The 13,091-nt window shown below is 34.3% G+C and carries 14 protein-coding genes and 1 pseudogene; 8 read left to right on the top strand and 7 right to left on the bottom strand.

Annotated features, from left to right (window positions below):
• Window positions 1–11 precede the first annotated feature (11 nt).
• Window positions 12–292 (bottom strand): annotated as a pseudogene (locus AC1B0Z_RS06180) (type II toxin-antitoxin system RelE/ParE family toxin).
• Between the two features lie 390 nt (window positions 293–682).
• On the opposite strand from AC1B0Z_RS06180, the gene AC1B0Z_RS06175 reads away from it, so the two are divergent.
• From AC1B0Z_RS06175 to AC1B0Z_RS06160, 4 genes are all read left to right on the top strand, one after another.
• Window positions 683–1,615, top strand: coding sequence for a peptidylprolyl isomerase (locus AC1B0Z_RS06175; protein WP_483794757.1), 933 nt, complete (start codon window positions 683–685; stop codon window positions 1,613–1,615).
• Window positions 1,616–1,818: 203 nt separating this feature from the next.
• Window positions 1,819–2,241 (top strand): hypothetical protein, encoded by a 423-nt coding sequence (locus AC1B0Z_RS06170; protein WP_483794755.1) that lies wholly within the window; start codon window positions 1,819–1,821, stop codon window positions 2,239–2,241.
• Window positions 2,242–2,288: 47 nt separating this feature from the next.
• On the top strand, window positions 2,289–2,834 hold the full coding sequence (locus tag AC1B0Z_RS06165; RefSeq protein WP_483794754.1) for a YfiT family bacillithiol transferase: 546 nt from the start codon (window positions 2,289–2,291) through the stop codon (window positions 2,832–2,834).
• Window position 2,835: 1 nt separating this feature from the next.
• Window positions 2,836–3,324 carry an N-acetyltransferase family protein gene (locus AC1B0Z_RS06160; protein ID WP_483794753.1) on the top strand — a complete coding sequence of 163 codons (489 nt, stop codon included), beginning with the start codon at window positions 2,836–2,838 and terminating at the stop codon, window positions 3,322–3,324.
• Here AC1B0Z_RS06160 and AC1B0Z_RS06155 read toward each other — a convergent pair.
• A complete protein-coding gene (locus tag AC1B0Z_RS06155) occupies window positions 3,308–3,865 on the bottom strand; it encodes a thioredoxin family protein (protein WP_483795262.1) in 558 nt (185 codons plus the stop codon). The genes AC1B0Z_RS06160 and AC1B0Z_RS06155 overlap by 17 nt on opposite strands.
• A 46-nt stretch (window positions 3,866–3,911) precedes the next feature.
• Here AC1B0Z_RS06155 and AC1B0Z_RS06150 point away from each other — a divergent pair, with 46 nt between their 5' ends.
• Window positions 3,912–4,247, top strand: a complete 336-nt coding sequence (locus tag AC1B0Z_RS06150; protein WP_483794752.1) for a tRNA-binding protein — start codon at window positions 3,912–3,914, stop codon at window positions 4,245–4,247.
• On the opposite strand, the gene AC1B0Z_RS06145 is transcribed toward AC1B0Z_RS06150, so the two are convergent.
• The 3 genes from AC1B0Z_RS06145 to AC1B0Z_RS06135 all read right to left on the bottom strand — a co-directional run bounded on the left by AC1B0Z_RS06145 (window position 4,244) and on the right by AC1B0Z_RS06135 (window position 9,119).
• Window positions 4,244–6,757 carry a M14 family metallopeptidase gene (locus AC1B0Z_RS06145; RefSeq protein ID WP_483794750.1) on the bottom strand — a complete coding sequence of 838 codons (2,514 nt, stop codon included), beginning with the start codon at window positions 6,755–6,757 and terminating at the stop codon, window positions 4,244–4,246. The genes AC1B0Z_RS06150 and AC1B0Z_RS06145 overlap by 4 nt on opposite strands.
• Window positions 6,758–6,837: 80 nt before the next feature.
• Window positions 6,838–7,227, bottom strand: coding sequence for a PUR family DNA/RNA-binding protein (locus tag AC1B0Z_RS06140; RefSeq protein WP_483794749.1), 390 nt, complete (start codon window positions 7,225–7,227; stop codon window positions 6,838–6,840).
• Window positions 7,228–7,358: 131 nt separating this feature from the next.
• Complete coding sequence (locus AC1B0Z_RS06135; protein ID WP_483794748.1) at window positions 7,359–9,119, bottom strand: ABC transporter ATP-binding protein; 1,761 nt, start codon at window positions 9,117–9,119, stop codon at window positions 7,359–7,361.
• A 202-nt stretch (window positions 9,120–9,321) separates the two neighbouring features.
• On the opposite strand from AC1B0Z_RS06135, the gene nusB reads away from it, so the two are divergent.
• The 3 genes from nusB to yajC all read left to right on the top strand — a co-directional run bounded on the left by nusB (window position 9,322) and on the right by yajC (window position 11,142).
• On the top strand, window positions 9,322–10,269 hold the full coding sequence (gene nusB, locus AC1B0Z_RS06130; protein ID WP_483794747.1) for a transcription antitermination factor NusB: 948 nt from the start codon (window positions 9,322–9,324) through the stop codon (window positions 10,267–10,269).
• Between the two features lie 87 nt (window positions 10,270–10,356).
• Entirely contained in the window at window positions 10,357–10,830 is a 474-nt protein-coding gene (locus tag AC1B0Z_RS06125; RefSeq protein WP_483794746.1) for a DUF1573 domain-containing protein, read from the top strand.
• Window positions 10,831–10,842: 12 nt separating this feature from the next.
• Window positions 10,843–11,142 carry a preprotein translocase subunit YajC gene (gene yajC, locus AC1B0Z_RS06120; RefSeq protein ID WP_483794745.1) on the top strand — a complete coding sequence of 100 codons (300 nt, stop codon included), beginning with the start codon at window positions 10,843–10,845 and terminating at the stop codon, window positions 11,140–11,142.
• Window positions 11,143–11,194: 52 nt separating this feature from the next.
• Here the strand turns inward: yajC and AC1B0Z_RS06115 are convergent, their stop codons facing one another.
• Together AC1B0Z_RS06115 and pepT are read right to left on the bottom strand one after the other, a co-directional pair.
• A complete protein-coding gene (locus AC1B0Z_RS06115) occupies window positions 11,195–11,794 on the bottom strand; it encodes a YdeI/OmpD-associated family protein (RefSeq protein WP_483794743.1) in 600 nt (199 codons plus the stop codon).
• A gap of 17 nt (window positions 11,795–11,811) precedes the next feature.
• Complete coding sequence (gene pepT / locus AC1B0Z_RS06110) at window positions 11,812–13,068, bottom strand: peptidase T (protein WP_483794742.1); 1,257 nt, start codon at window positions 13,066–13,068, stop codon at window positions 11,812–11,814.
• Window positions 13,069–13,091 lie beyond the last annotated feature (23 nt).

The raw sequence follows: 13,091 nt of genomic DNA, 5'->3' as shown, positions 1-13,091 counted from the left end.
TTTGTCCTTTTTTAATGATAGTCGATTATTTCCACTTTGCTTGCGTTTCCGTTATCCATTTAAAAATGATTCGCCATTGTTTGTTAATCCGAATACTGTAAAAGTCCTTTAGATTTCCAGAGAGTTTTTCAAGTCGGTTTGATGGCGGAACTCTCAAGTCTTTAATGTCCTGTGAGTTGTTTAGCATTCTCAATTTCCGACGTCCAAAGTTCTGAATTTCAATCGGCAGTTTTTTAACTCGAATACCATTCCAAATCATTTCGGTTTCTTTCGAGCCAAATGAAATAATCATACCTTTGTTTTACATTACTAACGTAAAAAGTAAGTAAAAAGTTTGTTTTGTGCAAATGTTGCCTGACTAGTATATATGTGCAGGTTTTACACCCTATAAAAATAGTAATAAAATTCTTGTAAAGCCTATGAATGTTGACGAGAATTATATTTAGTAGGCATGCCTTTTGTATATAAAAATTGACTTTTTTTTACCAAACTGATATACAAAATATCTGTACCTACTTTTTAGCTTAAATCCGGTTGGTTATAGGACGCTTTAGGCATGTAGTGTGCCAATCAACATAATATACCCTTGTTAGCATAGTGTTTTCCCATCATAAAAATCAAAAAACTCTCAATTAAAATCCTAAATCCTTCCTATATTTGCACCTCATTAAAAAACAGAACAATGCAAGACGGATTATACGCAAAATTCAATACTTCAAAAGGCGAAATAGTAATAGCTTTAGAATATAAAAAGACGCCAGGAACGGTGGGAAACTTCGTGGCTTTGGCAGAGGGTAATCTAGAAAATTCGGTAAAACCTCAAGGTACACCATACTACGATGGTTTAAAATTTCACAGGGTGATTCCTGATTTTATGATTCAAGGTGGCTGTCCAAACGGAACAGGTGCTGGAAACCCAGGGTATCAGTTTGATGATGAATTTCACCCAGATTTAAAACATGACGGTCCAGGTGTTTTATCTATGGCAAATGCTGGTCCTGGTACTAACGGGAGTCAATTTTTTATTACTCATGTTGAAACACCATGGTTGGATAATAATCATACGGTTTTTGGTAAAGTAGAACACGGGCAAGAGGTTGTGGATGCTATTGCACAGGGTGACGAAATTGAGAGTGTAGAAATTATAAGGGAAGGGGCAGATGCAGAGGCCTTTAATGCAATTGAAGCGTTTAGAACTTTTGAAGGCTCAAGAGAAAAAAGATTAGCCGAAGAAAAAGCAAAACAAGAAGCAGAACTAGAAAAAGTAGCTACAGGATTTGAAAAAACAGATAGTGGTTTGCGTTACCAAATCATTCAAAAAGGGGATGGTGCAAAGGCCGAAAATGGCAAAACAGTTTCTGTACATTATAAGGGACAGTTAATGGATGGTACGGTTTTCGATTCTTCTTACAAAAGAAACCAACCTATAGATTTTCCATTAGGAGTAGGACAGGTAATTCCGGGTTGGGATGAAGGTATTGGCTTACTGAATGTTGGCGATAAAGCGCGATTGGTAATTCCAAGTCATTTGGCCTATGGTAGCCGTGGTGCAGGGGGTGTTATTCCACCAGACGCCAATTTAATTTTTGATGTAGAGCTGATGAATGTAAAGTAGGCGAAAAAATCTTTTATTTCTAAAGATTATGAACCGCTTATCCTGAGTCAAATCAAAGGATGGAAATATACTTAAATTTATAAAATTCTCAAAAAAGCACTCTTTTCGGGTGCTTTTTTTATGAATTTTACCCGCATGGCGTTTTATTAATGTATTTATCGAGTTTTTTAAGGTCATTACTTCATTGCCACTAATTTTGCATCGTGCAAAGTATTAGAGAAACAGAATTGTATTCAGAAGTTCTTAAAGAACTTAATTATCCCTTTGGGGATATCTTCATTTTTAATGGCTTTGTAGTGTCAGAAATTAAACAAGGCATTACATTAAGCTGGAAAGATCATGCCAAATACTTTGTACAGGATATTGCTTATTTCATTGGTACGGATGGTACTGATGTTGCTTACATCTCTAATCGCATTAACTCCTATTCCGTTAAGGCGGTAGATTGGTTGAAATTCTTTAAAAGCGATTATAAAATGAAAGCGTATTATATAGTTTCAGACAACCCGATGGGTAAAATGAATATTATGGTTGAGAATTTATTTTTCAATAATAAAATAAAAACCTTCCAATCACTTTACCACGCCATAAATTGGGTAAAAAAGGATCAAGCCGAGGTAGCTTAATCGAGATTTAATACTTATTTTAGAAGTGTACTTTAAAATTTAAAAAAGTGACTTCAGCAGTATTAGAACAATTAAAATATCCAATTGGGAAGTTCGATTGTCCCAATCCCATTACAGACGACCATGTTTCTGAATGGATTTCTACTCTAGAAACCTTTCCCATCAAATTAGAAGCGTTAGTGAAGCATCTTTCAAAAGACCAATTAGATACACCTTACAGACCTCATGGTTGGACAATAAGACAAACGGTGCATCATGTTTCTGATAGTCACCATCATAGTTATACACGATTTAAATGGGCACTTACTGAGGATAAACCTTTGATAAAAGCTTATAATGAGGCAGATTGGGCAGAATTGTTTGATAGTAGAACGGCTCCAATACAGATGTCTATTGAGCATTTAAAAGCTATTCACTATAAATTAGTATATCTATTAAAAGGTTTGTCTAAAGACGATTTGAAAAAAAGTTTTAGACATCCCGAAACCAATAGCGAAGTGCCGCTAGATTACAACATTGGAAATTACGCATGGCATAGCAATCATCATTATGCGCATATTGAAAACGTAATGAAGCAAAAAGGGTGGCTTTGAAATGATAAGACGTTTTATTAAAGAGGATATCAAGGCTTTGTTGGATATATACAATTATTATGTAACCCATACGTTATCTACTTTTGATATTGAACCTTTGACATTTGAAATGTTTCAGGCTAAAGTGAATCGTATAAATTATGAATACCCTTTTTTGGTTTTTGAAGAGCGCAATGAGATTTTAGGATTTGCATACGCGAGTAGATTCAGACCTAAACCAGCATATAATTTTACCGTAGAATCTACAGTATATGTGAAACATGATGCGCATGGAAAACAGATAGGGACAAAACTTTATAAAGAGTTACTAGACAAATTGAAGCTTACAGACGTACATACAGTATTGGGTGTTTTAACCATACCAAATGATGCCAGTGTTAAACTTCACGAGAAGTTTGGATTTAAAGAAGTGGCTCTTTTAAAAGAAGTAGGCTTCAAATTTGACAAGTGGCATGATGTGGGGATCTACCAGCTTAAACTTTCCACTTAATATTACAACCTATACTTGGTTTTTGATTAGCCGTGTTTTCTTTGTTTTCAATTAAACAATCTAAGGCATGCCTTAAATCTTTTCCGCTTAACGGGATATCATTTCCAGGTCTGGAATCATCCAATTGTCCGCGATATACTAACTTTAAATTATCATCAAATACATAAAGATCAGGCGTACATGCTGCATCGTAAGCTTTAGCAACATCCTGCGTTTCATCATATAAATAGGGAAATGGATAACCTTCTGTTTGTGCATGAACTTTCATTTTCTCAGGACTGTCCTGAGGGTAATTTTCAACATCATTACTAGAAATCGCAATAACATTAATGCCTTTAGATTTGTATTCATTAGCAATAGCGACCAATTCTGAATTCACATGTATTACAAAAGGGCAGTGGTTGCAAATAAATAGAATAACCGTGCCTTTTTCGCCCTTAAGTGCGTTTAAACTTAAAACAGAATCAGAAACGGTATCTAAAAGTGAAAAATCTGGAGCTTTAGTTCCTATCGGAAGCATATTTGATGGAGTTCTTGCCATAACGTTTTGTTTCTTCAAATGTCGGAATTATTTATATTTTTGAAAAATGAGCGATACAATATCTTTTGAAGAATTTACCAAAGTTGATTTAAGAGTAGGAACTATTATTGAAGTAAATGATTTTCCTGAAGCCAGAAATCCAGCATATCAATTAACTATTGATTTTGGAGATTTGGGTATAAAGAAGTCCTCTGCACAAATAACAACCCTGTACACCAAGGACGATTTACTTAATCGACAAATTATTGCAGTTGTAAATTTCCCAAAAAAACAAATCGCTAAATTTATGAGCGAGTGTTTGGTTTTGGGCGTTGTTAAAGGTAAAGACGTTATCTTGTTGAATCCAGAAACTAAGGTGAAAAACGGTAGTACTGTTTCTTAAAGCTCATCCCTAAAAAATATAGCGTTCATTAAAAGCTTATTTGTACCGTACCAAAACGCTCTAAAGTTGGTGTTATCAGTAAATGCTACAACTTTTCCATTGCCAGACTTTTGTATTTTTAGCGGAACGCTTCCTGACAATGCATCTAAATTAGGTTTTGATATATAACCACTTAAAAGCGGTGATTTAGTATACTGAATTGGATTGTTATAACTAAGGGAATCTGCTTTCATAAAAATTGTTGTATTTCTAAACATGGGGAGCCTGTCATTTTTGTAACCAAAATTTATGGGATGCGAACGGTCTATTTTTGTTTCAAAAATAGCACCACCAATACGCTGTGCACCTTCAAAATTACTTACATCTTCAAAGCTAATATCTTTAGCCGGAACATCCGTCTTTTCAAACTTAGCTTTTATAAATTCTTGCTTTTCCAACCATTTTACGGTATTTCTATAGCCGATTATGGTACCACCATTTTTAGTCCATTCCTTTAATTTTTTTGTTTCAGCGTCCCCCAATCTGCTTAAATTAGGGACGATAATGGTATTGTATCTATCTAAATTCGCTCTTCTAATGCTTTTAGTATCTAGTTTGGTTACGATGATATCGTATCGCGTATCAAGCAAATGCCAAATTTCCCCTGCATCATAAGATGAAATTCCAGAGCCTACAATAAGGGCAATTTCTGGTTTATCAAGAGTCTTAAAGTTTCGGCTACCTAAATCTATACCTTGTGTTAATCCTGTACTTACTGCATTAACGGTTACATGGCTTTTCTTAGCAGTTTTTTGGAGAAAGTTATACAGTTCATCAGCCTGTAATTTTTGATTTTGAACAGGTATCAAAATAGTGCCGTAATCGTAATCTATGCCATTTATACTAAATTGCTTTAAAGCCACTTTTACCCTGATTCCTTTTGATAAAACTTCATTAAGGAACTTTGGCGAATAGTACTCGTGCCATTCCATTAGGTATGCATAATTACTTTTAGAGGTTACCGCACCGTCCTTCAATTTTAAGCCTATAACTTCATTCCCAAGGTTTGAAGTAGAAACATTATTGGCGTAATCTAAATTAAAAGCTAACGGGAACGTCCATGCTGAAATGTCATAGAACAAGCTATCTCGAAACGAGGTGCGCTTTTCAAACATAGCATTGATTAATCGACTGTTTTTTTGATTTTTAGGTACAATAAAGCTATAACCTTTTTTAAAGATTTTTCCATTGGCTTTAAAATCATTGTTTACCTCATGAATCTTTATGTTATGACGATTAAGAATTTCAGCCAGATGAAACGTTTTAGCAGCATCTTTTTCATCTCCAAACACAATGGCTTTTCCTTTGTCTTTGGCAATCTCGCTTCTGGCATTTTTATAAAAGTTTTGTTGATATGTTAAGATGTCTTCTCGCATTTCAACGGCAGCCTCTAAAGTGGATAAACTTGTGGTAAACTGGTTTCGTATTGTAAATGGAAAGGTTAAAATTCCGTTGTCACTCTCTTGAATATGACCTCTGGAACTGGCTTGCTCAAATAAAATTCCAATACTACCATTGATGTCTGGGAACGTAGAGCCTTTGCCATAGTAGAAATCATCATAGCTTTCTTCGGTAAAGTATAAAGAGCCGATTTTATCTAAGGCTTTGGCATGATAATTACCAATTTTTACTGTTAATTCCTGATTTAATTTTGGGGTTAAGGGGTGTGTTCTTGAAGGGATACCAGGTTGAAAAAAGAATGTAGAATACGTACCCATCTCATGATGGTCGGTTAAAATATTAGGTAGCCATTTGTGGAAGGTTTTAATTCTAACTCTAGACTCTGGCAATTGTGCGGGCAACCAATCTCTATTCATATCAAACCAATAGTGATTCGTTCTTCCTCCAGGCCAAACTTCACTATATTCTCTGTCGTTTGGGTCTGGATTAAGATTGATGCTCTTATTCGTATTTGCCCAATATGCAAAACGTTGTAACCCATCAGGATTAAATGAAGGATCTAAAAGGATTACGGTATTCTTAAGGAGATTGTTTATGTAACTTCCTTCTGCAGCAGCCAAATAGTATGCTACTAATAAAGCGGCATTGGAGCCGCTAGATTCGTTTCCATGGATAGAGTAGCCTTGGTATACAATGATGGGATTATTGCTATTATCAACCGATGTATCGCTATTAGTGGCTTCAATGTGTTTTGTTCTAATAGTTTCAATGTTTGCAAGGTTTTTAGGAGAACTAATGGTAAGCAACAATAGTGGTCGAGCTTCAAAAGTTTTTCCTCTATTTTCTATAGTTATTCTATCTGAAGCATCTGCCAAAGCATACATATATTGCACCAATTTGTCGTGCGTAATATGCCATTCTCCTACTTGATGCCCAACAACGCTTTCGGGTGTTGGTATATTTTTGTTATAGGTAACGTTTTCTGGTAAGTAATACGATAAGTCCGGAGTGTTTTGGGATGTAAGTGTCAACGCAAACATCACAAAACAAACTAATAATGGCTTCTTCATAAGAGATTTTTTTGATATATAAATATAAAAAAACCGCCATGACTAATGGCGGTTTCATATTGATAAATCTTTGTTAAAGCTTAAATATCATCAAAATCTATATCAGTAAAATTGTCGGTAGATTTTGTTTCTTCTGTTGCGCTACTTTCAACAGCTGGGTGTTCATAGTCTTTTTTAAAGTCTTTTTGATGACGCTCACTAATTACTTCATTACCTTTTTCTCTGATAATGAAATCAGTCATTTCAGCGAGAATTTCCTTGAACTCAGAGAAATCTTCCTTGTAAATATAGATTTTGTGCTTTTTGTAGTGGTACGACCCATCATCATTCGTAAATTTTTTACTCTCAGTTATTGTTAAGTAATAATCTTCAGCTTTTGTAGCTCTAACATCAAAAAAATAGGTGCGTCTTCCTGCTCTTAATACTTTAGAAAAAATTTCCTCTTTCTCCATCATACCGTTATTGTTCATTATACTTTGTTAAATATTGATTACTTCAAAAATCTAAAAAAAAACCGAAACTTACCAACATTTTTTAAATATTCTTTTTAAAATGCTGATTTTTGTTGAATTAAATCCAACGGTTTATTTTAAACTGAAAGTTAGCCGATTTTGTTTTCTGAAGACTCGCTAAGTTGCTTTAAGTACAAATCTTTATAGTAGCCTTCAACGTTTATAAGAGTTTCATGTGTACCCTCTTGAATAATTTTTCCATCATCTAAAACAATAATTTTATCTGCATTTTTAGCAGAAGACACACGATGGCTGACTATAATTGTAGTTTTGCCTTTCGAAATTCTAAAAAGGTTTTTCAATATTTTTTCCTCAGTTTCTGTGTCAACAGCAGATAAGCAATCGTCAAACAATAAAATTTGCGGAGATTTAATAATGGCTCTAGCTATGGAAACTCTTTGCTTTTGACCTCCTGATAGCGTAATACCACGTTCTCCCAAAACAGTATCATAACCTTTGCTAAACTTAACTATGTTTTTATGGACGTAGGCGTTTTTTGCTGCGGTAATGACGTCCTCATCAGTAGCATCTTCTTTCCCAAATTTGATATTGTTCTTAATGGAGTCTGAAAATAAAAAGGCATCTTGTGGCACATAACCAATGTTTTCCCTCAAACTAGACAAATTATGATTGTTGATTTCGATATCATTTAAAAGAATTTGCCCCTTATCGATATCATATAGCCTACCAACCAAATCTAATATTGTAGATTTACCTGAACCTGTTTTTCCCAAAATAGCTAAGGTTTCTCCCGCTTTGATTTCAAAAGAAACACCTTTTAATGCTTGAATATTGGTGTCATCATAAGTGAAAGATATATTTTTAAAAGTGATATCTCCCGTTACATTAGTTGGGTGCTGAACTCCATTTCTGATTTCTGGTTCAATTTTTAAAAATTCATTGATACGCTTTTGAGATGCTTCGGCTTGCTGTACAATAGATGTTACCCAACCTACAGTTGCTACTGGCCATGTGAGCATATTTACGTAAATAATAAATTCCGCAATAGTACCTAAACTTTCAATCTCGCCGTTGATGTATTGCATACCACCTATGTAAATCACTAAGAGATTACTAGTGCCAATTAGCAATATCATCATAGGGAAAAATAAAGCTTGTACTTTTACAAGATGCAGCTGTTTTTCTTTGCTGGTAGTTGAAAGTGCATCAAAATCTGCCGAGGTTTTTGGCTCAATGCCATAGGCTTTGATAACCGAAATACCACTGAAAGATTCTTGTGTAAACGTGGAAAGTTTTGATAGATATTCTTGTACAATGGTACTGCGCTTATGTATTTCTTTACTTAATTTATAAATAATTACAGATAGAATTGGCAACGGTATAACTGTGTATAAGGTAAGTGTTGGTGCTTGATTATACATATAAATCAAAGCAATGATAAATAAGGTAATGGTGTTGATACTGTACATTATTGCTGGACCAGCATACATACGAACTCTACCTACATCTTCACTTATTCGATTCATTAAATCACCTGTTCTATTTTTTTTATAAAAGTTAAGTGAGAGTTTTTGGTATTGTGCGTAAACTTCATTTTTTAGGTCGTACTCAATGTATCTAGAAACATTGATAATAGTTTGGCGCATTAAGAAAGTAAATAACCCTGCAATTATTGCAGCACCTACTATATAGAGTATTGCTTCTAATAATTCGCCTTTTATTTCAGTATCGGTCAATCCTGCTTTATTTTCAATAATTTCGAAAATACGTCGGATGTAACGTGGTGTAAAGAGCAAAAATATTCTAGCAACAATTGTAATCACAACCCCAATGAGCAGGTGGGTTTTGTACTTTAAAAAATACTTGTTTAGGTGCCTAAGTTCTTTCACTTAAATTAAAAAAATAAGTAGCAAATATACGCCATTATAAATACAATTGCCGCAGTGCGGGTTTTAAGAACTGTTAAATAATCGATAAAAGAATTTACCTGAACAAAACAATAAATGCAAGCTTGGTTTATTAAAATAGTCTTATTTTTGCCAGCACAAAAGGTAAAAAACTTACTATACGTTTTAACTTAAGTTCTTTGTAATGATGCTAAACAGAAGACATATTCGTGTAAAGGTGATGCAAACCATTTATGCTTTTAATGGAAGCGAAAGTGATGATTTAAAAAAGGATGAAAAATTCCTGTTGTTTAGTATAGAGAATATGTACAGTTTGTATCTGCTATTGATGTCTTTGTTATTAGAGGTACAAAAAAGAGCAGTACAAGATATTGAGAACAAACAGAAAAAGCATCTAGCTACTTCAGAAGATAAAAACCCTAACAGGAAGTTTGTGAACAATCAAGTGTTTCAACTAATTGCGCAAAATGAAGCGCTTACAAAGCAAATAAAAGACAATGCATCCATTAATTGGGAATTAGATAACGAGTATATAGACATTATTTTTAAAGCTATTCTTAAAAGTGATGTATATAACGACTATATGAAAACCAGAACATCTGATTTTAAGGAAGATAAAGACTTTTTTATTGATATTTTTAAAGAGGTTGTTGCGCCAAATGATAAGCTGTACGATTATATTGAGGATAAGAATTTAACGTGGTTAGATGATTTGCCAACCGTAAATACTACCATTTTAAAACAACTTAGAAAATTAAAACTGACGAGTGCTGAGGCACATTTTGTCCCAAAGCTTTATAAAGATACAGAAGACAAACAATTTGCGATAGATTTGTTTGCAAAAACTATTTTGAATACTAAGATTATTAATGAAGAAATAGCGCAGAAAACAAAAAATTGGGATGCTGATAGAATTGCAAGTTTAGACTACGTCTTATTGCAAATGGGTATATGTGAATTACAACATTTTCCATCTATACCGGTGAAAGTAACTATAAATGAGTATCTGGAAATAGCAAAGGAATATTCTACCCCGAAAAGTAGTATTTTTATCAATGGTATTTTAGACAAACTGGTAAAAGAGTATAAAAAAACCGATAAATTAAATAAGGTAGGGCGTGGTTTAATGTAGAATAAACCCTGTTAAGAAGCTCATAAAAGTTTTTAAACAGTGAAATTATTGCTATTTTTGACGCACCAAATCATAAAAACAAGAATTATGAAAAAAATAATATTAGGATTAAGCGCATTATGCTTAGTAGCTTTTACAAGCTGTAAAGAAGATGCTACAAAAAAAATAAGTGAAGCCAATGTGGCAAAAGCTGCTGAAAGAGATGCTGTAGCATCTAAATTTCCAGTTTTAGAGTTTGATAAAAAAGAGCATGATTTTGGCGAGATTGAAGCTAAAACTCAAGTAGAAACTGTGTTTAAATACAAAAATACAGGAGAAGCTCCTTTAGTTATTACTGATATTAAAAGTACTTGCGGATGTACAGTGCCAAAAGATTGGAGTAGAGAGCCTTTGGCTCCAGGAGGAGAAGGACAATTTACTGTGAAATTTAATGGTAGCGGTACCAATAAAGTTTCAAAAACCATTAACATTACTGCCAATACAGAAAATGGTAGAGAAAGTGTTAAAATTACAGCATTTGTAAAACCAGATCCAAACAAAGCTAAACCAGCACAAAGCTAAATTATATAACCAATGGGAGAAGGAGGATTCGGCAGTTTATTGCCATTTGTATTAATGTTTGTTGTAATATATTTCTTTATGATTGCGCCTCAAATGAAACGTGCAAAGAAGGAAAAGAAATTTGCAGCAGAATTGAAAAAAGGTGATAGAATTGTTACCAAAAGCGGTTTGCATGGTAAAGTTGCTGAATTAAATGATAAAGATAACTCTTGTGTTATCGAAACGTTGGCTGGTAAGTTAAAGTTTGATCGATCTGCAATTTCTATGGAGATGAGTAGTAAATTGAATGCCCCGGCAGGCGCGAAAAAATAAATGCTAAAACAGACTTTAAAAAGCTTCCTATTGCGGGAAGCTTTTTTAATTTTTAGCAGTTTTTATATTTATCTTGCAGCCCTACACCATTTAAAATCATCGGCATAATCTTTTCTATACGTGATTGTTTAGTAGTTTGTCGTTTTGCAGTTGAAATGTATTCGCAATATTCTCGCTGCTTGTAATTTGATAAGTTTGTGAAAGCTAATTTTAAGTCTGTATTGCTGTTAAGCACATCATTTAGTTCATTTGGGATAACAACTTCTTTTTTGCTTCTATCTGGTTTTATTTCTTTGCCTGATTTTTGATTTTCAATAGCTTCTCTTACATAGCTCAAAACTAAATTTTTATCAATATCGTTAATCGTTTCAAAACGTATTTGTCGCATGGCTTTGGTTTTGCCATCTTGTGCGTTTTGTAAAATTTGTAGTTTATCTTTTAGGAAGATACCATTAAAAAACCAAATCCCAAAGTGGTTTTTAAAAGCGCCTAAGCTTACCACATTTTTATTTTTAAGGGTATATACTGGGAAGCTCCATTTGATAGTTTCTTCCAGCTCGGTGGATAAGATGATGGAACGCAACAATTCTAATGCCTCACCATAATGAGCGTTTTCTTCTATATATTCTTCAACCGAGTATACTTTTTTCATTTGATGTTTTGAAGTATTTATGAAACCAAACCACCCTTAGCTTTTTCAGCAGTCAACGCCGCAATCTTACAAATTACTTCGGTAGCTTTAATCATACTTTCAACTGGCACATATTCATAGCGCCCATGAAAGTTGTGGCCACCAGCAAAAATATTAGGACAGGGTAATCCCATATAACTTAGCTGCGAACCGTCCGTTCCACCGCGAATTGCTTTTATCAAAGGTTCAATATCTAATTGTTTCATAGCTTCCTCGGCAATATCTACAATATGCATTACAGGTTCAATTTTTTCCCGCATGTTGTAATACTGATCTTTTATTTCGGTAGTAATCACTTCTCTACCGTATTGTGAGTTTAGCTCATTGGTTAATTTATGCATTACTTCTTTTCGGGCTTCAAAATGGCCTTTATCATGGTCTCGAATAATATACTGCAATGTTGTTTCCTCAACTTCACCCACAATGTCATGCAAATGGAAAAAACCTTGGTATTCCTCGGTGTGCTCTGGGGTTTCTATACGTGGCAAGGAATTGATAAACTCCGTAGCGATATACATGGAATTAATCATTTTACCCTTTGCATAGCCCGGATGCACAATTTTTCCTTTTACCTTTACCACGGCACTGGCGGCGTTAAAGTTTTCGTATTCCAGTTCCCCAATTTGGCTACCATCCATCGTATACGCCCAGTCCGCCCCAAATTTTTCAACGTCAAATTTATGTGCACCACGACCAATTTCCTCATCAGGGGTAAAGCCCACTCTAATTTTCCCATGTTTAACTACAGGGTGCTGGATTAAATATTCCATCGCCGAAACAATTTCGCAAATGCCTGCTTTGTCATCCGCTCCTAAAAGGGTTGTGCCATCTGTGGTAATCAACGTTTGACCTATATACTGTTTTAAATCTTCAAAATAATCAGGAGATAATATGATATTTTCCGCTTTATTTAAAACAAGATCGCCTCCATGGTAATTTTCTACAATTTGAGGTTTAACATTGGCTCCAGTAAAATCTGGAGAGGTGTCAAAATGAGCTATAAAACCTATCACAGGTACTTCATGATCTACATTGCTAGGTAGTGTTGCCATAATGTATGCGTTGTCATCAATAGAAACATCTCGCATACCTATACGTTTTAATTCTTCGGCAAGTTTATTGGCCAAATCCCATTGTTTTTTTGTGCTAGGTGTTGTATCTGAGTTGGGATCGGATTCCGTGTCAACGGTTACGTAACTTACAAAACGTTTTATGATATCTTCTTTTGAAATCATGTATAGCTATGGTTTAAGTTTTT

Source organism: Hyunsoonleella sp. J2K-J805, from assembly GCF_057167125.1.
Note: the sequence above shows the minus strand (reverse complement) of the source record. Positions and strands in the feature narration are given on the sequence as shown.